Raw genomic sequence first — 22,002 nt, 5'->3', positions numbered from 1 at the left:
CACGAACTGACGAACTGACGAACTGACGAACTGACGAACTGACGAACTGACGAACTGACGAACTGACGAACTGACGAACTGACGAACTGACGAACTGACGAACTGGCGAAGTGACGTAGTGACGTCCTGGGGAGGGACTTCGTGATCCAACCGGTAGCAGTCATCGGTGCCGGCCCGTTCGGCCTGTCGACCGCGGCGCATCTGCGGGCGCGTGGCATTCCCGTCCGTGTCTTCGGCGAACCCATGGTCAGCTGGCGCGACCACATGCCCGCCGGAATGCTCCTGAAGTCGACCCCGGCCGCCTCCACCATCGACGCGCCGCAACCCGGCCACACCCTGGTCGACTACTGCGACGCCGCCGGCATCCGGCGGCTCGTGACGGACGAGGACATCATTCCCGTCGAGACCTTCATCGCGTACGGCGAGTGGTTCCAGCAGAAACTGGTGCCCGAGCTGGAGCGGGAACGGGTGGTGTCCGTGGACCGGCGGACCGGCGGGGGCTTCGAACTGAAGCTGGACTCGGGCGAGTTGTTCACCGCCCGTGCGGTCGTCGTGGCGACCGGCCTGTCGGGCCTCGCCCATCTGCCTGGGGAGCTGGCCGCGGCCGCGCCGGACGGCCCCGCCCCCACCGCGGCGCTCTCCCACAGCTCCCAGCACCACGATCTCAGCCGCTACGCCGGCCAGGAGCTGATCGTCGTCGGCGCCGGCCAGTCCGCGCTGGAGACAGCGGTGCTGGCGGCGGAGGCGGGCGCGCGGGTGCGTGTGGTGGCGCGCGGGCGCGGCAGTGTCGCGTTCGGGGCGCCCCCCTGGCGGCAGCCGAGGCTGCGTCCCGAGTCACCGTTCGGCCGCGCCTGGTCCCTGTGGGCGCTCAGCTACTACCCGCACCCCTACCGCCGCCTGCCGGCCCAGGCCCGCCACTACCTGGTCCGCCGGGTTCTGGGACCGCTGGGCGCGTGGTGGTTGCGCGAGCGCTTCGAGAGCACGGTGCGGGTCAGCGAGGTCGACCGGGTACTGAGCGCGGACACCGCCGACGGCCACCCGACGCTGACCGCCCTCGGCCTCACCGGCCGCAGGGAACGGATGGCGGCCGACCATGTCATCGCGGCCACCGGATACCGCGTGGACCTCGCCGCGATGGACTTCCTCGGCCACGAACTGCGCACCCGGCTCACGGTGAGCCGGGGCGCCCCGAAACTGGGCGCGGGGTACGTGTCGTCCGTCCCCGGCCTGTACTTCACCGGCCTGCCGTCGGCGGCGTCGTACGGGCCGGTGATGCGGTTCGTGTGCGGGACGGAGTTCGCGTCACCGAGGCTGGCGAAACACCTGGCCGCCGCCCACGGGTAGCCGCCCGCCACACTCCGCCGCGCCTGCCGCCTGCCGCCTGCCGTCCGCCGCCCGTCGCGCCGCCCACTGCCGGGCTCCCGCGTCTGCGGGCGGCGGCACCCGAGCCCCTCCGATCCCTCCGAGGAGCCTCAGCGCGACGACCGTTGTAGAGGGACAGGCGCGCGCGGCCGGAGCGGGCGTCACCGCGGGGGAAGGCGGTAGCCGTCCGGTTCGCGTCGAGTCGGCGGGGCGTTCCATCCGTATTCTCTGATCATGGCCGCACCTACCGCATATTCACTGATCGCCACCGACCTGGACGGAACGCTGCTCCGCGACGACGACACGTTCTCCGACCGGTCACTCGCCGCGCTCGCGCGGGTGGCGGCGGCCGGCGCCCGGCACCTCGTCGTCACCGGCCGGCCGGCGCCCAGGGTGCGGCCCCTCCTCGACGTCCTCGGCAGCGAGGGGCTCGCGGTGTGCGGGCAGGGCGCGCAGGTGTACGACGCCGGCGCGGGCCGTCTGCTGTGGTCGGTCACCCTGGACCGGGAGTTGGCCGAGACCGCGCTCGGCAAGATCGAGGCCGAGGTGGGCGAGGTGTACGCGGCCGTCGACCAGGACGGCGTCGACGGACTCACGCTCATCGAACCGGGCTACCTCATGCCCCACCCGACGCTGCCCGCGGTGCGCGTGAAACGGCGCGACGACCTGTGGTGCGAGCCCATCAGCAAGGTGCTGCTGCGTCACCCCGACCTGTCCGACGACGAGTTGGCGGCGACCGCCCGCTCGGTGGTCGGTTCCCTCGCCACGGTCACCATGTCCGGGCCCGGCACCGTCGAACTCCAGCCGTGCGGCATCACCAAGGCGACCGGCCTCGCACTGGCCGCCGACCGTCTGGGCCTCGGCCCGGAACGGACCGTCGCCTTCGGTGACATGCCCAACGACATCCCCATGTTCGACTGGGCCGCCCACGGCATCGCCATGGCGAACGCGCACCCCGAACTCAAGGCCGTGGCCGACGAGGTCACCCTGTCGAACGAGGACGACGGCATCGCCGTCGTCCTCGAAGGACTGTTTCCGCTCAGGTGAGGGCAGGTGAGGCTCAGTACGGGCCGTTCACGTTGTCGATCGAGCCGTACATCGCGGCCGCGTAGTTGCAGGCGGCGGTGATGTTCGCGACCGGGTCGAACGGGTCGAAGGACGTGCCGGCCACGTGGTACGCGGCGAAGGTCGGGTCGATCACCTGGAGCAGGCCCTTGGAGGGGGTGCCCGCGGCGGCGTTGGAGTCCCAGTTGTTGATGGCCAGCGGGTTGCCGGACGACTCGCGCATGATGTTGCGGTAGATCCCGTCGTACGAGCCGGGGATGCCCTTCTGCGCCATGATGTCCAGCGACTCGCGGATCCAGCCGTCGAGGTTGTTCGCGTACGTCTTGGCGACGACCTGGGTGGCCTGGGCGACGGACGTGGTGGGCTTGGCGGCGGGTGCGGCGGCCTTGTCGGCCGTGCTCGCCTTGGTCGTCTTGACCGTGAGCTTGAGACCCGTGTGGATCAGGCTGGGGTGGGCGCCGACAGCCTTGCGGTTGTCCTTGTAGAGCTGCTGCCAGCCACCGGGCGTGTGGTACTTGGTTGCGATGCTGCTGAGCGAGTCGCCCTTGGCCACGGTGTAGGTGATGGACCTGACCTGCGGTGCGGCGCTCGGGGCGCTCGCGGTGGGTGCGGCGCTCGCGGTGGTCGCGGTCAACAGCGGGAGGGCGAGAACGGCGGCGCCTGTTCCGGCGGCGACGACGCCTCGGACGAGCGGGCTGAGTCTGGAGCGGTGGTGGTTACCTCGTGCGGACATGGGGACGTTCCTCTCCGGCGCCTGCGAGGTGAGCTGTCGGGTTCGGGCGGGAGTTGCCCGGCCGTGCCCCCGTGAGGAGGCACGGCTTCACCCCGAGCCGTACCGGAATGTCCTGGAACGTCCCGAACGGCGGCTTACCTGGGTCCCCCGCTCCTGCCGTGCGGTGTTCGTCGGTGGATGTCTCTATGGGCGGCGGCAGGATTCGGCGTCCGCCCGACAGGCCGGGAACGTATGCGAGAGCACATGTCCGAAACAAGTGGCGGATTCACACCTCGTACCTATTGACCTTGGTCTGAGGTATTTGGGGCACTTGATCCTTTGCTGTTGCCAAGGGTCAACTGGCGCGAATGGCAAGGGGGAGGGTGGTGGCGTGAGGCCCGGGTGCGCTGGACCGTGAGTGACTCAACTCACGGTCGAGCACAAGACCGGCAAATCGGGCAATGAGCCCAACTCGGAGTCAACCGGCAGTCCGTGGGATCCGCTTCTCCCAGGTCCGGTGGAAGACCACCTCGTCGCCGTCCGTGCAGATCACCTCGTTCGAGGTGTGGAAGTCCGCTCCGTCACAGGTGAGCTCCGAGCGGGTACGTACGGTGGCCTCCCAGCCGAGCTCCGGCCGGTGCAGCCGGACCGACCAGTCCGAGCGGGCGCGGGCCGACAGGGGATCGGCCTCGTCGATCGTGTACGTCTCCAGGGCGTCCTCGGCGAACTCCAGCCCGTCGGGATACACCCGGGTGCCGCCGTAGCGCGGATCGACCTCCAGCCGCCACTCGCCCTTGGCCACGTCCCGCACGACCAGCCGCTCCGGACGCGGCTCCTCCAGCGTGACCGGCTGGGCGACGCCGAGCGGCGCGGACTGCTCCGGTTCCTCGAAGGTCACCGACGGGCCCGTCTCGTGGTCGCGCACCGGGAGGTCGAGCACGCTGCCGGCCGGGTCGAGGGTGAAGCCCGCCGCGGATTGCGGCTGCGGCCAGATCCACGGCCAGTAGGCGGAGGAGACGGCCAGCCGGATGCGGTGGCCGGCCGGGAAGGCGTGGCCGATGCCGTTCAGCTCGAACTCGACCTCCTCCGTGGCACCCGGCTCCCACGGCACCGCCCGGTCCCGCCCCTGGCGTGCGGACAGGTTCAGTACGCCCCGGGTGACCAGGGTCGAGGAGCCGTCCGGGGCGACATCGCAGAGCCGGGCGATCACCTGGCCGCGCGGCACCTCGGAACTCAGCCTGAGCCGCACCCTCGGCCGCCCCAGCACCCAGGTCTCCTCGCCCACCTCGAACTCGAAGCACACCGACCGCGCGTCCTCCTCCCGCTGGTCCGGCGGCAGGTCGGCGTCGTTCCCGAACGGGAAGAAACGACCGGCGTCGATGCCGGTGTGCTGCGGGGAGCGGACCGGGCGCGGGGCGCCCTGAAGGGCGTACGAGACGGTCGAGACGTGGGGGGAGGGCCAGGCCGGCTCGCCGACCCAGCGGCCGGGCAGGGTGTCGTACACCGTGGCCGGGGGGTGCGAGTCGCTGAGGTAGGCGCGCAGCAGGGGCTCGTCGAGAACGCCCGTGGTCTTTCCCTTCAGCCAGTGGTCCCACCAGCGCAGGGTCTCCTGGAGGAAGCCGATCGCGGGGCCGGGCGGCAGACCGCGGTCGGGGTACTGGTGGGACCAGGGGCCGATCAGGCCGCGCACCCGCTCGGGCGGCAGGTGCTCGACGAGCCTGAGAACCGTGTCGCGGTACGGGTCGTGCCAGCCGCCGACCGCCAGCACGGCCGCGTCGATCGCGCCGTAGTCCTCGCAGACGCTGCCGTGACGCCAGTAGCGGTCCCGGGTCTGGTGGTCGAGCCAGGTGTGGATGAAGGGATCGACCTCCTCCAAGCGCTCCAGCCACATCTGACGCCATGCCTCCCCGGCGTACAGCGGGTCCGGTGGCCGGGACACGAAGGCGAGCATGGTGGACGCCCAGGCGTGCATGTCCACCGCGAGGACGGAACCTCCCATGTAGTGCACGTCGTTGTCATAGCGGTCGTCGGTGGAGCAGACGGTGACGACCGCCTTGAGCGGCTCGGGTGCGAGGGCCGCGATCTGGAGGGAGTTGAAGCCGCCCCAGGAGATGCCGAACATGCCGACCTTGCCGTCGCACCAGGGCTGCGCCGCCAGCCAGTTGACGACCTCGACGCCGTCCGCCAGCTCGGTGGCGGAGTACTCGTCGCCGGGCACGCCCTCGCTGTTGCCGTGTCCGCGGACGTCCACTCGTACGGAGGCGTAACCGTGGCCCGCGTACCAGGGATGGCGTTGCCAGTCGCGGGGCGCGGTCCAGTCGGTCAGCCGGTAGGGCAGGTATTCGAGGATCGCGGGTACTGGTTCGTCCGTCAGGGGGCGCCACACGCGTGCGTAGAGGCGGGTCCCGTCCGGCAGCGGGATGCGGATGTCCTCGTGGGTCGTCTCGTAGGGGAAGGACGTACGGATGTGCATGAGGGTGACCCCGTGAGTTCAGTGGACCGGGTGCATGGTGCGGCGCAGCCACGGCGCGGCTGCCAGCACGGCCAGGCCCGCGGCCACCGCGATCGCGCCGTTGACGCCGAAGTAGGCCTGCTTGGACATGTCGTCGTACAGCTTCACCGTCTGGGCCTGGATGCCGTTGGCGAGCGCGAGGGACAGCATCCACAGCGACATGGTCTGGCTGGAGAAGGCGGCCGGGGCGAGCTTGCTGGTGGCCGACATGCCGGAGGTCTCCAGCAGGATGTCGCCGAGGCCGAGCAGCAGGTACGAGCCGACGATCCACCAGGCGGACATCAGGTAGTCGTCGGAGGCGTGTCCGGAGGTGGGCACGGCCATCAGCAGGAAGGACAGTCCGCCCAGGACGACCCCGATCGCGATCTTGTTGGAGGCGTGCGGCTGGCCGCGGCCCATCCGGACCCAGAGCGCGGCGACCACGGGCGCGAGAGCGACCTCGAAGGCACCCAGCGCGGAGGCGTACCAACTGGCGGGGAAGTCGAAGCCGAGGATGGTCGTCTCGGCGTTCGACGCGGCCAGCAGCATCATCGTCGAGTACGCCTGGAACAGGATGAAGTTGAAGGCGGTGGAGGCGAGGAAGAGCACCACGTAGGGGCGCAGCCGGCCGCGTTCCTCGGCGGTCACGCGGGGGCTTTTGAACATCACCGCGAAGTACACGACCGGGGCGATCACCGAGACCAGGGTGAGCAGGTCGACGAAGCGGTCCATGGTGAGCAGGCCGGCCATGGCGAGGGCGGTCGCGAGCACCGCGACGGCCACGATCCCCGCCACGATCAGTCGGACCGCGCGGCGCATCGCGTCGGGCGCGAGGGCGAATTCGGCCGCGCTCCGGCGTCCGGCCAGATGGCGGCGGCCCCACACGTACTGGATCAGTCCGAACGTCATGCCGATCGCCGCCGCCGAGAAGCCCCAGTGCCAGCCCTGGTGGTCGCCGAGCCAGCCGGTGATCAGCGGGCCCGCGAAGGCGCCGATGTTGATCGCCATGTAGTAGAGCGCGAAGCCGGCGTCACGGCGGTCGTCGTCGGTGGCGTAGAGCTTGCCGACCAGGGTGGCCGCGTTGGGCTTCAGCAGGCCCGTGCCGGCGCTGATCAGACCCAGACCCGCCCAGGTCATGGCGGCCGTGGGCACGGCCATGGCGTAGTGACCGCAGGCGATCAGGACGCCGCCCCACAGCACCGCCCGGTACGAGCCGAGGATGCGGTCGGCGAGCCAGCCGCCGGCGACGGAGACGAGGTAGACGAGCGTGCCGTAGGCGGCGGAGACGGAGGCGGCCGTCCCGGCCGACATGCCCAGGCCGCCGTGCGCGACCGTGTCGGCGAAGTAGAGGACGAGGATGGCCTGCATGCCGAGGAACGAGAAGCGTTCCCAGACCTCGAGACCGGAGAGGGTGAGCAGGCCCCCCGGGTGGCCGAAGAAGGCGCGGTCGTTCTTGGGGGTCGGCGGACTGCCGGGCGAGACATCGGCGGTGGTTCTGGACACGCTCAGCTACTTCCGTACAAGTCGGTACATACCAGTTTGTTATCAAGTGATCAAAAACATTCCGGCAGTGATCCGATACCGCCCAGGCTGGACGGGCAGGCCCTATCGGTGATCGAAACGTGACCGGATACGCTGACTTGAGTGAGGGCAGCGACCTATCGACAAACCGTGTAATCGCCAGCAGACACCAGCAGACAGGAGATCCTTCGTGACCGTCGTCGGGCCGTTCGGGCTGAGCGTGCGGGACCAGGCTCTGGAAGCCGATGTCCAGGCCGGATTGGCGGCTGTCGAGGAGGGACTGCTCGAGGCCACCAAGAGCGAGGTTCCCTTCATCACGGAGGCCGCCCAGCATCTGGTGAGGGCGGGCGGAAAACGCTTCCGGCCATTGCTCGTGATGCTTGCTGCCCAGTTCGGTGATCCCTATGCACCCGGAATCGTGCCGTCGGCGGTGGTCGTCGAGCTGACCCATCTGGCGACGCTGTACCACGACGACGTGATGGACGAGGCCGAGGTGCGGCGCGGGGTGGACAGCGCGAACGCCCGCTGGGGCAACTCGGTCGCCGTCCTCACCGGTGACTTCCTGTTCGCGCGCGCCTCGCACATCCTGGCCGACCTCGGGCCCGAGGCGGTCCGGGTCCAGGCCGAGGCGTTCGAACGCCTGGTCACCGGGCAGATCCTGGAGACCGCGGGCCCCCAGGACGGCCGGGACCCGGTCGAGCACTACCTCGACGTACTCGGCGGCAAGACGGGATCGCTGGTGGCGGTGGCGTGCCGCTTCGGGGCGATGATGTCGGGCGCCGACGAGACGGTGGTCGACGTGCTGACGCAGTACGGCGAGCGGCTGGGCGTCGCCTTCCAGCTCGCGGACGACGTCCTGGACATCGCGTCCGACTCCCACGAGTCCGGCAAGACCCCGGGCACCGACCTGCGCGAGGGCATCCCGACCCTGCCGGTCCTGCGGCTGCGCGAACGGGCGGCCCGGCTGGGCCTCGCCGAGGACGTCGCCCTGTGCGAGCTGCTGGACTCCGACCTCACCGACGACGAACGGCACGCCCGGGCACTGGCCGGCCTGCGCGCGCACCCGGCGCTGGAACAGGCCCGCCGTGACACGGTCCGCTACGCGGAGGACGCCCGCTCCGCGCTGTCCCCGCTGCGGGAGTGCGACGCGAAGCTGGCGCTCATGGAGTTGTGCGACGCGGTGGTCCACCGGGCGGGGTAACGAGGTACCGCTGATCCGCGCCGCTGCCGCGCATACCTACCTGTCCGATCCGAGGCGGCGGCTCCCCACGACCCCTAGGGGTCACGGTGAGCCGCCGCCTTCGCGTGTCATACCGGAGGTGTACGTGGAGTTGAGCCCGCGGGTTGACGCATCTTCACGACCCATTTGGTCAGATGGACACCACGGGAAAACACCAATCCTCACCGATTCGGGTGAGAATGGCGGCTACGGGGTGGACGTAGGGGAGTCGCACAGCCGCCGCCGACGACGGAGGTAAGGCACACATGGCACCGTACGAGTCCGACGACAGCACGACTGCCGCGGCGGAGGTCGACGACAGGTACCCGCGGCGGCGCAAGGCCGCGCGGTACGCCGTCCCGGTCGCGGTGGTGGGGGTGGCGGCGGCGACCCTCGGCCTCGTCCCCGCACTCGCCGACTCCGGCGATCCCGACCTGCCGAAGATCAGCGCACAGCAACTCATCGAGAAGATCGCCGCGTCGGACGTGCAGCAGCTGTCCGGCACGGTGAAGATCAGCACGGACCTCGGACTGCCCGACCTCGGCGGCCTGGAGAGCAGCCTGGCCTCCGGCGCCATGGAGTCGGGCAAGGGCGACGGCTCCTCCGCCGACCCGTCCGCCAAGCTGACCGAGCTCGCGACCGGCACCCACACCGTGCGCGTGGCGGCCGACGGCCCGGACCGGCAGAAGCTGTCCCTGCTGGAGAGCGGCTCCGAGTACAGCGTGATCCACAACGGCAAGGACGTCTGGGGCTACGACAGCAAGTCGAACGAGGTCTACCACGCCACCGAGTCCGGCAAGGCGGCCGCCGACAAGGAGCGCGACGTCCCGGCCACGCCCAAGGACCTCACCGAGGAGGCCCTCAAGGCGGTCGACGACACCACCTCCGTGACCGTCGACGGGACCGCGCAGGTCGCGGGGCGCGACGCCTACCGCCTCGTCATCAAGCCCAAGGACTCCGGCTCCACCGTCGGCCAGATCACCGTGGCCGTGGACTCGAAGACCGGGCTGCCGCTGAAGTTCACGCTGACCCCGTCGAGCGGCGGCGCCGCCGTCGTGGACGCGGGCTTCACCCAGGTCTCCTTCGCCGATCCGGCCGCCTCCACCTTCGACTTCACCCCGCCCAAGGGCGCGAAGGTCACCGAGGGAGAGAAGGGCGAGAAGGGCGAGATCCCCGAGAAGGGTGCGCACGGTCCGGCGGGCGCCAGGCCCGAGGAGGACCTCGGCAAGGGGCTCGACGGACTCAAGGTCATCGGCCAGGGCTGGAACTCCGTCGCCGTCCTCGACACCGGCGGCCAGGGCATGCCCAGCGGCTCCGAGGCCGGCGGCGACCTCGGCGGCTTCCTCGGCTCGCTCGGCGACAAGGTCACCGGCAAGTTCGGCTCGGGCACGGTCTTCTCGACCCGCCTGGTCAACGCCCTGATGACCGACGACGGCAAGGTCTACGTCGGCGCGGTCGACAAGGCCGCCCTGGTGAAGGCGGCCGACGCGGGGCGGTAAACCCGTAGGCGCACGCGGCGGGTAGCGTACGCGCACGACGAATCGAGGGAGCCGATGGGCGAAACGTCCGCCACGGAACCGGAGTTGGAGCCGGATCCCCAGGGTGTGGACGGCAGCGTCATCCACACCCGCGCGCTCACCAAGCGCTACCGCGGCGGACAACTCGCCGTCGACGGTCTCGACCTGACCGTCCCGGCGGGCAGCGTCTTCGGCTTCCTCGGCCCGAACGGCTCCGGCAAGACCACCACCATCCGCATGCTGATGGGCCTCATCGAGCCCACCTCGGGCGCGGCCCGGGTCCTGGGCCACCCCATGCCGCGCTCCTCGCGCTCCGTGCTCCCGCACGTCGGCGCCCTCATCGAGGGCCCGGCTCTCTACGGCTTCCTCTCCGGCCGCCAGAACCTGACCCGGTACGACGCAGCCGACCCGACCGCCGATCCGCGCACCCGGGCCGGCCGCGTCGCGGCGGCACTGGACCGGGTGGGGCTGGCGGCCGCCGCCGGCAAGAAGGCGAAGGCGTACTCGCTGGGCATGAAACAGCGCCTCGGTCTCGCCGCCGCATTGCTCCAGCCGCGCAAGCTGCTCGTTCTCGACGAGCCGACCAACGGCCTCGACCCGCAGGGCATGCGCGAGATCCGCTCCCTGATCCGGGAGCTGGCCTCCGACGGCACGACCGTCTTCCTCTCCTCCCACCTGCTCGACGAGATCGAGCAGGTCTGCACCCACGCGGCGGTGATGGCGCAGGGCCGGCTGATCGTCCAGGGTCCGGTGGCGGACCTGGCGGCGGGCACCCGTGGCCGGCTGGCCGTGACGACCCCGGACGCGGGGGAGGCGGCACGGGTACTGAAGGAACAGGGGGCCTCGGACGTGATCGTCACGGACGACCGGGTGACCGCCGAGCCACCGGACGGTGATCTCGCCGACGTGAACGCGGCGCTGGTGGCGGCGGGCGTCCGCGTCCGCGGCTTCGGGCTCCAACGGGCCTCCCTGGAGGACGCGTTCGTGGCGCTGACCGGGGAGGGCTTCGATGTCGCGGGCTGAGGGGGAGCGGGCTCAGGCCGTGCGGACCGGGCTCGAAGGGACGGGAAGCGAAGGGGCAGGGGTCGAAGGGGCAGGACTTGAAGGGACAGGCGTCGACCCCGCCGGGATCGAACCGTCCGGTACCGCGCCGACCGCGGCGGTACGCGCTCCTCGTGCGCGGTGGACCCTGGGCCTCCTGCGCAACGAACTGCTGACCACCTTCCGGCGCTGGCGCACGCTCGCGCTGCTCGGTGTGCTGGCGGCCGTGCCGATCCTGGTCGGGATCGCCGTGAAGCTGGAGACCAGTGACGGCTCGTCCTCCGGCCCCGGCGGCGGGGGAGGCCCGGCGTTCATCTCGCAGATCACCAACAACGGCCTGTTCCTGGTCTTCACCGCGCTCGCCGCGACACTCCCGTTCTTCCTGCCGATGGCGATCGGCGTCATCGCGGGCGACGCGATCGCCGGCGAGGCCAACGCGGGAACCCTGCGCTACCTCCTGGTCGCCCCCGCCGGCCGCAGCCGTCTCCTGCTCACCAAGTACGCGACGGTGATGGTCTTCTGCCTGGTCGCCACCCTGGTGGTCGCGGTCTCGGCGCTGACCGTCGGAGCGCTGCTGTTCCCGCTCGGCGACCTGGTCACGATCTCCGGCACCCGGATCAGCTTCGCCGACGGCCTCGGCAGGGCCCTGCTGATCGCCTTGGTGGTCGCCGCGTCACTGATCGGCGTGGCGGCCCTGGGCCTGTTCGTCTCCACCCTGACCGGCAGCGGCATCGCGGCGATGGCGACCACCGTGGGCCTGCTGATCACCATCCAGATCCTCGACCAGATCCCCCAACTCCACACGATCCAGCCGTACTTCTTCTCCCACTACTGGCTGTCCTTCGCCGACCTCATGCGCGACCCGGTGTACTGGGACGACCTGGTGAAGAACCTCGGCATCCAGGCCCTGTACGCGGCGGTGTTCGGCTCGGCGGCCTGGGCCCGCTTCACGGCGAAGGACGTGACGTCCTAGGGATCAGCGGGCCTCGTACGGGAAGCGCGCGAGGGGCGGTTCCTGCGCGAAGAAGGTCTTGGCGCGGGCCAGTGCCTCGGCGTCCCTCAGTACGTCGCCGGGCTTGCTGCCGTTGCCGAGCAGGACTCCACCGAACCGCATTCCCATGTACGCGGCCGAGTTGCTGAGCGTGCCGACCAGCGGGTCGGCCACCTCGCCCTTCTCATGCGCGAGCGCGGTGACGCCCCAGATGGTGCGCCCGGCCAGCGTGGCCTTGAAATCCAGACCGGGGGTGCGCAGCCAGCCCGACCAGTGGTCCAGGTAGCGCTTGGTGTGGGCGGAGACGGCATACCAGTACAGCGGGGACGCGATCACGAGGTCCGTCGCCGCGAGCGTGGCGTCGAGCAGCAGCGCGAGGTCGCCCTCGGTGGGGCGAGTGTGGTCGCTGTCGTGCCGCAGGTCCTCGAAGTCGGGGAGGGGATGCTCGGCGAGGTCGATCCACTGTTGCTCGACGTCCGCGGGGAGCTGCTCGGCGGCCCTGCGGGCCAGGAGCTCGGTGTTGCCGTCCTGGCGTGCGCTGCCCAGGACGAACAGGAAACGGCGGGTCATGGAGGTCCCCCAGTGATCGACGGTCGTCAGCTGTGTGTGCACGCACCGTGCCTGCGGACGACTGTGCCCGCGCAGGCATATTGAATGCGTACGCATCTTATGCACGCGCAATCAATGAGCGCAATCAGCCGTCATGCCGTTGATTGACCGCAGCAGCAGATCCTCCCGCCCACGCGGTGCCACAAGCTGGAGCCCGACCGGACAGCCGTCCGCCCCGAACCCCGCCGGAACACTCACCGCCGGATGCCCACTCAGGTTGAACGCCCAGGTGAGGGTGGTGGAGTAGCGCTCGCCGGGCCCTTCGTGCCCGTGCGGTGGGATGGGGGTGGTCGGGGTCAGCAGCAACTCCGCGTCGGCGAAGAGCGCGTCCAGGCTCCGGTCGTTCGCCGCCCGGACGCGGTGAGCGACGGCGAGGTCAGCACCGGTCGTGCGCAGCGCGAGCCAGGCGGGTGCCGGGTCTTCGAGACGAAGGTCGGTGTGTGGCCGCACGAGGCGTAGGGTGCCGGAGTCCGCGAGACGCACGGCCGCGGCGTGGGCGATCGCCACGGTCTCGGGGTCGGGGTCGGCGAAGCCGAGGGCGGGGGACCAGACTGCGGATGGGGGAGTCGTGGCGGTCCGGAGCATCGTGGCCGCGGACGTCGCGCGCGTCGCGTCAGAGTCGGTGTCCGGATGCCGCGCCACCGTGTCCATCGCCCGCCAGTACGCCGCCGCGTCCGCCGCGTGCCGGGTCAGGACGCCGGGCGCGGTGAGTCCCGTATGGTCGGCCGTCGGCAGCCGGCCGTTGGTGACCTTCAGCCCGATCACGCCGCACCACGCCGCCGGGATCCGCACCGTGCCCGCCCCGTCGCTGCCGGTCGCCAGCGGCACCAGCCCCGCCGCGACCGCCGCCGCGGACCCGGCCGAGGAGCCGCCGGGGGTGCGGTCGGCCCGCCAGGGATTCATGGTACGGCCGTGCGCGCCAAGTCCCCAGGTCTGCCAGGGAGTTCAGTGCCCGGGGACGGAGGTGGCACCCACGGCCACGCACCCGGCCGCGAGCAGCGGGCCCGCCGTACGCAGCCCGTGCCGCCCCTTCACTCCGATCGGAACGCCGGCCAGTGGGAGCACCTCCCCCGCCGCGACCCGGGCGTCCACCTCGCGAGCCCACCCCGGGGCGGCCTCCTCCCATACCTCGGCGAACGCGCACAGGGTCGGCTCGGCCCGCCGGATCCGCTCCAGTGTCTCGGCGACCACGTCGACGGCGGACAGGGCGCGCGACCGTACGGCGGAGGCGATCTGCTCACCGGAGAGTGGCAGGGAGATGGAGGGGATCGGGGAGCCGGGCGGGGAGGAGCGGTGGGCGCGGGTCATGCGATGGTGGCGGTGAGCCGGGCCAGCGCGCCCGTCTCGCGGGGCGCGGGGCCGGTCAGGTCGCCCAGGCGCCAGTCGGACACCCAGGGCACGCGGTACACGTCGATCGCCGACTCGATCACCTTGATCTGCTGGGCGAGCGGACGCGGAAGCCGTCCGGGCGCGTCCGCGACCAGCACGACCGCCGCGAGATCGAGGCCGGGAGGGGCCCCGCCGTGCCGGAAGGCCTCCAGGGTGTGCAGCGCGGAGCGCAGCCCGGCCGCATGGGTACGGGCGACGAGCAGGACGGATTTCGGGGCAGCGGGGCCGGGCCAGTCGCGTCCGCAGTCGTGACCGCCGTAGACGGTCGCGAGGGTGGAGGTGCCGGCGCCGCCGTGGGTGCCGACGAAGGAGTAGCGCCGGGGGGCCGCGGAGACGTGGACGGGCTCCGGCGGGACGGGCTCCGGCGCGCGCACGGGCCCGCGGATCCAGATCTCCGGTCCGAGTGGTGTGTCCGTCCGCATACCTGTCCCCATCTGCGTGATCGTTCCTGCTCACCCCTTCCTACCCGACGGCGGTCACCGCATCCGGGACGGTCTCTGACGAGCAGTGAGTTCCTGGAACGAGGCTGTGACGCCACGGTGACGTGAGAATCGCGGGCGAGCGGAGAGACTCGACAGTACGTGTACGACCGGATCTTGACGCTGGGGACGGAGTCCGACGGCGGGAGGGAGCACCATGGAACCCGAAGGTGCTGTCCGGCGACTCTCCGACGCATCCGAGTGAGGGAACCGATGTCTCGATTCAGCCGTGACAAGAAGCGGGACCACCAGGGGGCTCCCCAGCGGGCCGGGCGTCCGGCCGCCTCGGCGGTGCCGATCGACGTCCGCGTTCCCGGCGACGCCGGTCCGGGCTGCGCCTCCGTCGGCGGTGTCGGGGTTGTCGCGGCTCCCGGCGAGGAGATCCAGCAGACCGTCCTGAACCACCTTCACCGCATCGCCCGCGCCACCGGTCACACCGTCCTGGCCACCATCCACGACACCCGCATCGGCTACGTCGTCCCTCTCCGGGTCGCCCCTGACGGTTCGAGCGACTTCAGTTCGGAGCCGGTGCGGCTGGAATCGGCGGGCGAGCGGGACCAGCGGGAGGGGGCGGAGGGACCAGGAGAGTCGGCGGCGTCCGGGTCGGCGCCTCTGCGGTCACCCGTCTGGCCGGAGGCGCCCGCGCCGATGGACACCGACTGGCCCGAGCCGGCGACCGACGTGCCCGCCCCGCCGCCACCGCCCGCCCCGCCCGTGGTCCCCGTTCAGCCCCAGTGGGCGCAGTACGACAGCCCCACGGATCTGCCGCCGGAGGTGCCGGAGCCCGAGCGGGACGAGGCGCCGACGTTCCGGATGCGGGCCGTCCCGGCTGACGCCGTGCCCGAGGGCGCACTGTCGGCCGGGACGACGCCCGACGACGAGGCCGAACCGACGTTCACGCTGCGCACGCTGCCGCAGTCGCCGCCGACCTCCACCCCCGGCACGGTCACCGCCCCGACAGGCGTGTTCGGCCCGCCGCCCGTGATGGACACATCCCCCGCGTCCCCCACACCCCCACCCTCCCGCGCACCGCTCCTCGCCCCCGAGCCCGCCGACGACCTCGGCCTCGACCCCGCCCCCAAACCCACCCCGCCCCGCGGCTTCGACGCCGTCGCCGAGGCTGTTCTCGGGGACGGCCCCCTCACCGCGCCCGGTGACGATGCCGCGCCCGCCCTGCTCGCCGAGCCGATGGGGCGGATCAACGAGGAGGTGAAGGCGGGGCGCACGGACGCCGCGGCGGAGCTGGCGGAGCACACCGTGGCGCAGGCCTCGCAGACCTTGGGGCCGGAGCATCCCGAGGTGCTGCGGTTGCGTGAACTGACCGCCTACATCGCCTACTTGGCCGACGACCCGGTCCGGGCGTTCCGTCTCTCCCTGGACCTCGCGCACGTCCACCACCGCGCCCAGGACGCGGAGGCCGCGTACGGCAACGTGCAGAGCGCCTTCACCGCCTGGCGTGCCGTACGCGATCCGCGTGAGGGACTGGACCTGGGCCACGCCCTGATCGCCCTGTGGACCGAGCTCGCCGCCGAGGAGGGCCCCGCCGCCGACGACGCCGAGCAGTTGGAGAAGGCGCACGCCCGCATGGGCCGGCTCACCGACCGCGCCGGAGACAGCGACTGACCGTCACGCCGGGGCCGCCGGGGCCGCCGGGGCCGCCGGGCGAGCTGGTGCCGTGGCAGGCACGGCACCAGCGCGAACGCACCGTTACGCCGACAACTGCCACACCGCGTACGCGATCGCGTCGCTGTTGCGGTCCAGCGCCGTGTCGTCGATGTTGGCCGTCGTGTCGCACGACGAGTGGTAGCAGCGGTCGAACGCCCGCCCCGAGGTCCCGCCCCACTTGGCCGCCTGCGCTGCCGTCTTGACGTAGTCGGCGCCGCTGAACAGCCCGCCCACCGGCACACCCGCGTTCTTGAAGGGCGCGTGGTCGGAGCGGCCGTCGCCCTCGGTCTCGATCTCCGTCGGCACCCCGAGCCCGGTGAAGTACGTCTTGAACGTCTTCTCGATGGCCGGGTCGTCGTCATAGACGAAATATCCGGGATTCGGCGAGCCGATCATGTCGAAGTTCAGGTACCCGCTGATCCGTGAACGGTTCGCGGTGGAGAGGTTGTTGACGTAGTAACGGGAGCCCACCATCCCCAGTTCCTCCGCGCCCCACCAGGCGAACCGCAGGTGCTTGGTGGGCTGGAAGTTCGCCCGGGACACGGCGAGCGCGGTCTCCAGGATCCCCGCCGATCCGGACCCGTTGTCGTTGATGCCGGCGCCGGCCGTGACGCTGTCCAGGTGCGAGCCCGCCATGACGACCTGGTTGGTGTCCCCGCCGGGCCAGTCGGCGATCAGGTTGTAGCCGACGCGGCCGGAGGACGTGAACTGCTGGACCGTCGTGGTGAATCCGGCGGCGTCCAGCTTGGCCTTCACATAGTCGAGGGAGGCCTTGTAGCCGGCGCGGCCGTGCGCCCGGTTGCCGCCGTTGGCGGTGGCGATGGACTGTAACTGCGTGAGATGTGCCTTGACGTTGGCCACGGATATGTCGGGCGCGGCGGCCACCGTCGTGCCGGCCGCGGGTACCGCGCCGGCGAGTGATCCGCCGGCCAGGAGCGAGGCGGCGACGACGGCGGTGGCCGTGGCGCGCCCGGGAACCGAGAGCTTCATAGGTGGGGGGCTCCGAATTCCTGAGGGAATGAGTGACCGATGGTGAAGCTGAGTCTGAAGTTCCGTCAAGAGCACGATCAGGTCAGCACTGTTCGTCAGCGGAACCATCCGCGCTCAGTGCACGCAGAACTCGTTCCCTTCCGGATCCGTCATCACCACCCACTCGCCCCCCGGCTCGTTCACCTCCCGCAGCACACTCGCCCCGAGCCCCGTCAGCCGCTCCACCTCACCGGCGCGCCGCCCCTCGCCGGGGTGGAGGTCGAGATGGAGCCGGTTCTTGACCGTCTTCGCCTCCGGCACCCGCTGGAACAGCAGCCGCCGCCCCAGCCCGGTCCCGCTCTCCTTGTCGTACGGGTCCTCGGGATGCCGTACGGCGATCAGGTCCCGCCAGGCACGGCGGCCGTGCGACTCGACGGTCAGTTCGGCCGGCGCGGCCCCGAGGTCCAGCAGCTTCTCGATGAGCGCGCTGTTGTCCTCGACCTGGTAGCCGAGCGCCGCGGCCCAGAAGTCGGCCTGCGCGTGCGGATCGCCGGCGTCGATGACGAGCTTCCAGTGCACAGGGCTGGGTGTGGTCTGAGTCATATAACCAGTTATACTGGTTATATGGGCGAGCGTGCGATGGAATCGCCCGGACGGGGGCGTCCGGCTGCCCCCGTCGATTCCCCGGGCCTGACCCTGGTCTCGTACGGCGGCAAGACCTTCCGCTTCGACCCGGGCGCCCTGTGTCTGGAACTGGTGGCGACGGGCGGACCGGGTGAGTTCGCACGGTTCGAGGTCCTGCACGCACCGGCCGACCTGGTGACCTGGGCGGGCCGGAGCCGGTTGCCGAACGGGCTTGAACTCGCCGTCACTGAAGGGGAGTTGCTGCGGGCGCGCGAGCTTCGCGACACCCTCTTCCGGCTCGCCGCGGACCGCGCCCACGGCCGACCGCTCCAGCCGTCCCACCTCGATGCCGTCAACGCGGCCGCCGTAGAGTCCCCGCTGGTCCCCCGTATCGCCCCGGACGGCACCCACGCCTGGGCCCCGGGCGCCACGGGCGCCCAGCTCCTGTCGACGGTCGCCCGGGACGCGATCGACCTCTTCACCGGCCCGTACGCCGACCGTGTCCGCGAATGCGGCTCGGACCACTGCTCTCTGCTGTTCGTCGACACCTCCCGCCCGGGCCGCCGCCGCTGGTGCGCGATGGAGCACTGCGGGAACCGGGAGAAGGCGCGGACGTTCAGATCGCGCCGGCCCACCGAGGAGAGCTGACCTCGGCGAGCCCCTTGCGAGCGCTGCGTCGGGTGGGGGGCGGGACCGCCGACTACGGCTTGGCGGCGGGACCGCCGGCTACGGCTTGGTGGCGGGACCGCCGACTACGGCTTGGCGGCGGAGGGGCCCAGCGGCTCCGGATCCAGCGCCCGCGCATTCCCCTGGCGCGGCTCCGGATTCAGCGGCTCCGGGTCGAGCGCCTTCGCGTCCGAGTCCGGCGTCATGGAGGCCGGCGCCATGGAGTCCAGCGCCTTGCACTCAGGCGGTTCGGCGCCGGACCGCTCCGCGCTGGACCGCTCCGCGGCCGACGGCTTGGCTCCGGCGGCGACGCCGCCCGCGTGCCGGGCGGCGCTCACCGTGCCGGTCGCCGTGGCCGTCGTCGCCGCCGTCGTCGTGGCCGTCGCCATGGCGGTGGCGGGCCCGCCGGTCTCGGACCGAAGCGTGCGGGCGGCGCGGCGGGCGGTGCGCAGGGCGTCCCAGGTGAGCAGCGTCAGCGCCAGCCAGACCAGCGCGAAGCCGGCCCAGCGCTCGGGCGGCATCGCCTCGTGGAAGTACAGGATGCCGAGCAGGAACTGGAAGGCCGGCGCGAGGTACTGCAGCAACCCCAGCGTCGACAGCGGGACGCGGATAGCGGCGGCGCCGAAGCAGACGAGGGGGATCGCGGTGACGATGCCGGTCGAGGCGAGCAGGGCCGCGTGCCCCACGCCCTCGGAGGCGAACGTGGCATCACCCCGCGCGCCGAGCCACAGCAGGTAGGCGAGCGCGGGCAGGAACTGGATCGCGGTCTCGGCGGCCAGCGATTCCACGCCCCCCAGATTGACCTTCTTCTTCACCAGTCCGTACGTGGCGAAGGAGAAGGCGAGAGTCAGTGAGATCCACGGCGGCTGCCCGTACCCGACGGCGAGCACCAGGACGGCCGCGAAACCGATGCCGACCGCCGCCCACTGCACGGGCCGCAGCCGTTCCTTCAGGATCAGGACGCCCATCGCGATGGTGACGAGGGGGTTGATGAAGTACCCGAGCGAGGCCTCGACCACGTGGCCCGAGTTCACCGCCCAGATGTAGACGCCCCAGTTCACGGTGATGACGGCCGCGGCCACCGCGACCAGCCCCAGCCTGCGCGGCTGCCGCAGCAGCTCACCGGCCCACGCCCAGCGCCGCACGGCGACCAGCGCGACGGCGACGAAGGCCAGGGACCAGACCATCCGGTGGGCGAGGATCTCGACCGCCCCGGCGGGCTTCAGCAGGGGCCAGAAGAGCGGCACGAGTCCCCACATCCCGTACGCCGCGAAGCCGTTCAGCAGACCTATCCGGCCTTCACTCCTCGACGTCCCGGCCACGGGCCCTCCCTCTCGCGCTCTGCTCGCCTGCACGAAGGTAGCGCCGAGCACCCCCGGCTGTCATGTCCGTATCGGCATACGGTCATGACAGCCGGGGGTGGGTGCCCGAAGGCCCGACGGGGGAGTTCGACCTCGGGGCGCCGGTCCGCTCGGGTCAGCCCTTGAGCGCGGCCGCGATCGCCTCGGAGAGGGGCGTGGTCGGACGGCCGGCCAGGCGGGACAGGTCACCGGTGGACACGACCAGCTCGCCCTTCTCGATGGACGCGTCCACGCCGGCGAGGGTCGCGGCGAGCGGCTCGGGCAGCCCGGCGCCGGTCAGGATCCCGGTGAGCGCCTCGACGGAGACGGGGCTGTAGGCGATCTCCTTGCCGGTCTGCCGGCTCAGTTCGGCCGCGTACTCGGCGAAGCTCCACGCCTCGTCGCCGCCCAGCTCGTAGGTCTTGTTCTCGTGCCCCTCGCCGGTCAGTACGGCGACCGCGGCGGCCGCGTAGTCGGCGCGCGAGGCGGAGGAGACCCGGCCCTCACCGGCGGCGGCCACGACCGCGTTGTGCTCCAGCACCGGGGCGAGGTTCTCGGTGTAGTTCTCGTGGTACCAGCCGTTGCGCAGCAGCACGTAGGGCACGCCGGAGGCGAGCAGCGCCTCCTCGGTGCCGCGGTGGTCGTCGGCGAGTGCGGCGGTCAGGCTGCCCGGGGCGCTGGTGTACGCGAGCAGTGCCACACCGGCTGCCTTCGCGGCGGCTATGACGCCCTGGTGCTGCTGGACACGGCCCTTGTCGAACTCGTTGCCCGAGACGAGCAGCACCTTGTCGCCGGCCGCGAACAGCCCGTCCAGGGAGGCGGGGGTGTTGTAGTCGGCGAGCGCGATCTTCACGCCGCGGGCCGCGAGGTCGGCGGCCTTCTCCGCGTTGCGGACGACCGCGGTGATCTGGTCGGCCGGAACCTTCTCCAGCAGCTGTTCCACGACGTGGCGACCCAGGTGGCCGGTGGCTCCGGTGACGACGATGCTCATGATGGAAACTCCTTGTGGGGTGCGTTGCCGCTAACCCTACGTCGTGCGCTAACTCTTCGAAAGTACCCACTTTGAAGTAAGTGCCCCCCTGGCGGTAAGTGCTCGCCCACTCCGCGGGTGGCGCCCGAGGGGGGCACACGTATGTCAGGGCGTCTGTCGGCCCAAGCCCCACGTCCCCCCATGCGCCCCCTCTCCGCCTCCCGTGCCGACCTAGGTCCCCGGGCATGCTGGGATGCGGAGTACTACGCCCACTGTGCGACCGGCTCGCGAGCCACCGTTCGGCGCACGGTCACCGGATCCAGGGGGATGCCTTGACATGGCCACACGGAATCTGGCCGCGCGCAGTATCGGTTCTGCGGTAGTGGCGGGGCTGGGCTTCTTACGGACATCTCTCGCCTGGGGTACTCGCCGAAGGCGCCAACAGGACGTGCTGCTGGCGTTGCTGCGGCAGCTCGAAGTGATGACCGAGGAGATCCACCGGGCGAACCTGATCCAGCAGTACCGCCTCACGGTGGACCAGATGAACCGGACCATCGACGACCCCTCCCTGGCGGACGCGTCGAGCACCCTGACCGGCCTGACCGAGGGCAAGCGACGCCAACTGCTCTTCGCCAACCGGCAGTACGGATCCCTGCTCCTGGCTCATCGCGTCGGGGCCTGCGGCTGGGACGAGCTCCTCGGCCATCTGCGCGTTCTGTGTCGCAACGCCGTCTTCGCGGAGTACTGGGACCGTACGGCCGAGCACCGGCGCAGCATCCCCGCGGACTCGGTCGAGGCGCAGGTCGGTGCGGCGGTCGACATCATGATGGAGGAACTCGCGGAGGACCCCGAGGAATGGTGGATCGTGGGGCCGTCGGCCACCGCCGAACCGCCCGCCTGACGGGCGGGGCACCGCCCGTCGCGTACGAACCCACCGGGCAGGGACCGCTGCCGCCGAGGGCGTCAATCGCGGGGAGCCGCTGCCGAGCGAACGAAGGGAATTCTTCCCCGTCAAGAGTGTCGAAGGCGGGGTTGACCATAGAGGATCTTGATAGCGTGACCGGACTGTCACCGGGTGGTAAAGAGGCTCCGAGTGCCCCGCGAATTCCCTGTCCCCAACGTCGTCCGTCGCATCGGGGACCCGCCCAGGTTGAGGGGCAGCCAGACCTCGGAGACCTGCCCGGACCTCTTCGAGCTGAGTGACGGCAACTTCGCCGTCATCGGCACCGAGGCCACGGCCGCGCTGGACCCCCAGCTACCCGCCGACGCGGCTCGCGCCGACTACGAACGGATCGTGGTCATCAGCCGCGAGACCCTGATCCGCGCCAAGAGGGACATCCCCGACGTGTGATGACAGCGCGTGCATCCATGC

19 protein-coding genes, 1 pseudogene and 1 riboswitch are annotated in these 22,002 nt (G+C 71.3%); of the genes and pseudogenes, 10 read left to right on the top strand and 10 right to left on the bottom strand.

Going from position 1 to position 22,002, the window contains the following annotated elements; translation table 11 throughout:
* Positions 1-141: 141 nt before the first annotated feature.
* Both ABZ027_RS09090 and ABZ027_RS09085 read left to right on the top strand, forming a co-directional pair.
* Complete coding sequence (locus ABZ027_RS09090; protein WP_356765932.1) at positions 142-1,344, top strand: FAD-dependent oxidoreductase; 1,203 nt, start codon at positions 142-144, stop codon at positions 1,342-1,344.
* A 252-nt stretch (positions 1,345-1,596) separates the two neighbouring features.
* Complete coding sequence (locus tag ABZ027_RS09085; protein WP_356765930.1) at positions 1,597-2,409, top strand: HAD family hydrolase; 813 nt, start codon at positions 1,597-1,599, stop codon at positions 2,407-2,409.
* A gap of 13 nt (positions 2,410-2,422) precedes the next feature.
* Here the strand turns inward: ABZ027_RS09085 and ABZ027_RS09080 are convergent, their stop codons facing one another.
* From ABZ027_RS09080 to ABZ027_RS09070, 3 genes are all read right to left on the bottom strand, one after another.
* A complete protein-coding gene (locus ABZ027_RS09080) occupies positions 2,423-3,160 on the bottom strand; it encodes a LysM peptidoglycan-binding domain-containing protein (protein WP_356765927.1) in 738 nt (245 codons plus the stop codon).
* A 3-nt stretch (positions 3,161-3,163) separates the two neighbouring features.
* A riboswitch (cyclic di-AMP (ydaO/yuaA leader) is annotated at positions 3,164-3,343 on the bottom strand.
* Positions 3,344-3,617: 274 nt separating this feature from the next.
* Entirely contained in the window at positions 3,618-5,612 is a 1,995-nt protein-coding gene (locus ABZ027_RS09075; RefSeq protein WP_356765925.1) for a CocE/NonD family hydrolase, read from the bottom strand.
* 18 nt (positions 5,613-5,630) lie between these two features.
* Entirely contained in the window at positions 5,631-7,133 is a 1,503-nt protein-coding gene (locus tag ABZ027_RS09070; RefSeq protein ID WP_356765923.1) for a peptide MFS transporter, read from the bottom strand.
* Positions 7,134-7,341: 208 nt separating this feature from the next.
* Between ABZ027_RS09070 and ABZ027_RS09065 the strand changes: the two genes are divergently transcribed.
* From ABZ027_RS09065 to ABZ027_RS09050, 4 genes are all read left to right on the top strand, one after another.
* On the top strand, positions 7,342-8,352 hold the full coding sequence (locus tag ABZ027_RS09065) for a polyprenyl synthetase family protein (RefSeq protein ID WP_356765921.1): 1,011 nt from the start codon (positions 7,342-7,344) through the stop codon (positions 8,350-8,352).
* A 284-nt stretch (positions 8,353-8,636) separates the two neighbouring features.
* Positions 8,637-9,869, top strand: coding sequence for a sigma-E factor regulatory protein RseB domain-containing protein (locus ABZ027_RS09060; protein ID WP_356765919.1), 1,233 nt, complete (start codon positions 8,637-8,639; stop codon positions 9,867-9,869).
* Between the two features lie 54 nt (positions 9,870-9,923).
* The gene (locus tag ABZ027_RS09055) at positions 9,924-10,910 is read left to right on the top strand and encodes an ABC transporter ATP-binding protein (protein ID WP_356765917.1); all 987 of its coding nucleotides are present in this window, start codon (positions 9,924-9,926) and stop codon (positions 10,908-10,910) included.
* Positions 10,897-11,901 (top strand): ABC transporter permease, encoded by a 1,005-nt coding sequence (locus ABZ027_RS09050; protein WP_356765915.1) that lies wholly within the window; start codon positions 10,897-10,899, stop codon positions 11,899-11,901. Before ABZ027_RS09055 ends, ABZ027_RS09050 begins: the two co-directional genes overlap by 14 nt.
* Before the next feature lie 3 nt (positions 11,902-11,904).
* On the opposite strand, the gene ABZ027_RS09045 is transcribed toward ABZ027_RS09050, so the two are convergent.
* The 3 genes and pseudogenes from ABZ027_RS09045 to ABZ027_RS09035 all read right to left on the bottom strand — a co-directional run bounded on the left by ABZ027_RS09045 (position 11,905) and on the right by ABZ027_RS09035 (position 14,351).
* On the bottom strand, positions 11,905-12,489 hold the full coding sequence (locus ABZ027_RS09045) for an NAD(P)H-dependent oxidoreductase (RefSeq protein ID WP_356766140.1): 585 nt from the start codon (positions 12,487-12,489) through the stop codon (positions 11,905-11,907).
* A gap of 111 nt (positions 12,490-12,600) precedes the next feature.
* Positions 12,601-13,836: pseudogene (locus tag ABZ027_RS09040) on the bottom strand (amidase).
* On the bottom strand, positions 13,833-14,351 hold the full coding sequence (locus tag ABZ027_RS09035) for a DUF6668 family protein (protein ID WP_356765913.1): 519 nt from the start codon (positions 14,349-14,351) through the stop codon (positions 13,833-13,835). The pseudogene ABZ027_RS09040 and the gene ABZ027_RS09035 overlap by 4 nt, the downstream one beginning before the upstream one ends.
* A gap of 258 nt (positions 14,352-14,609) precedes the next feature.
* On the opposite strand from ABZ027_RS09035, the gene ABZ027_RS09030 reads away from it, so the two are divergent.
* Positions 14,610-16,019: a tetratricopeptide repeat protein gene (locus ABZ027_RS09030; protein ID WP_356765911.1), complete on the top strand. Its 1,410-nt coding sequence runs from the start codon at positions 14,610-14,612 to the stop codon at positions 16,017-16,019.
* An 84-nt stretch (positions 16,020-16,103) separates the two neighbouring features.
* On the opposite strand, the gene ABZ027_RS09025 is transcribed toward ABZ027_RS09030, so the two are convergent.
* A complete protein-coding gene (locus ABZ027_RS09025; protein WP_356765909.1) occupies positions 16,104-17,051 on the bottom strand; it encodes a M28 family metallopeptidase in 948 nt (315 codons plus the stop codon).
* Between the two features lie 114 nt (positions 17,052-17,165).
* Positions 17,166-17,633, bottom strand: a complete 468-nt coding sequence (locus ABZ027_RS09020; RefSeq protein WP_356765908.1) for a VOC family protein — start codon at positions 17,631-17,633, stop codon at positions 17,166-17,168.
* A gap of 36 nt (positions 17,634-17,669) precedes the next feature.
* On the opposite strand from ABZ027_RS09020, the gene ABZ027_RS09015 reads away from it, so the two are divergent.
* Positions 17,670-18,302: a CGNR zinc finger domain-containing protein gene (locus ABZ027_RS09015; protein ID WP_356766138.1), complete on the top strand. Its 633-nt coding sequence runs from the start codon at positions 17,670-17,672 to the stop codon at positions 18,300-18,302.
* Between the two features lie 104 nt (positions 18,303-18,406).
* On the opposite strand, the gene rarD is transcribed toward ABZ027_RS09015, so the two are convergent.
* Both rarD and ABZ027_RS09005 read right to left on the bottom strand, forming a co-directional pair.
* Complete coding sequence (gene rarD, locus ABZ027_RS09010) at positions 18,407-19,642, bottom strand: EamA family transporter RarD (protein WP_356765906.1); 1,236 nt, start codon at positions 19,640-19,642, stop codon at positions 18,407-18,409.
* Positions 19,643-19,796: 154 nt separating this feature from the next.
* Positions 19,797-20,651, bottom strand: a complete 855-nt coding sequence (locus tag ABZ027_RS09005) for an NAD(P)H-binding protein (protein ID WP_356765904.1) — start codon at positions 20,649-20,651, stop codon at positions 19,797-19,799.
* A 316-nt stretch (positions 20,652-20,967) separates the two neighbouring features.
* On the opposite strand from ABZ027_RS09005, the gene ABZ027_RS09000 reads away from it, so the two are divergent.
* Together ABZ027_RS09000 and ABZ027_RS08995 are read left to right on the top strand one after the other, a co-directional pair.
* Positions 20,968-21,531, top strand: a complete 564-nt coding sequence (locus ABZ027_RS09000) for a DUF6082 family protein (protein ID WP_356765902.1) — start codon at positions 20,968-20,970, stop codon at positions 21,529-21,531.
* A 192-nt stretch (positions 21,532-21,723) separates the two neighbouring features.
* On the top strand, positions 21,724-21,981 hold the full coding sequence (locus tag ABZ027_RS08995) for a hypothetical protein (RefSeq protein WP_356765900.1): 258 nt from the start codon (positions 21,724-21,726) through the stop codon (positions 21,979-21,981).
* Positions 21,982-22,002 lie beyond the last annotated feature (21 nt).

It is taken from the genome of Streptomyces sp. NPDC006332, assembly GCF_040612855.1.
In the GTDB taxonomy this organism is placed as follows: Bacteria; Actinomycetota; Actinomycetes; order Streptomycetales; family Streptomycetaceae; genus Streptomyces.
The sequence above is the reverse complement of the archived record's forward strand: the minus strand, read 5'-3'. Positions and strand labels throughout refer to the sequence as shown.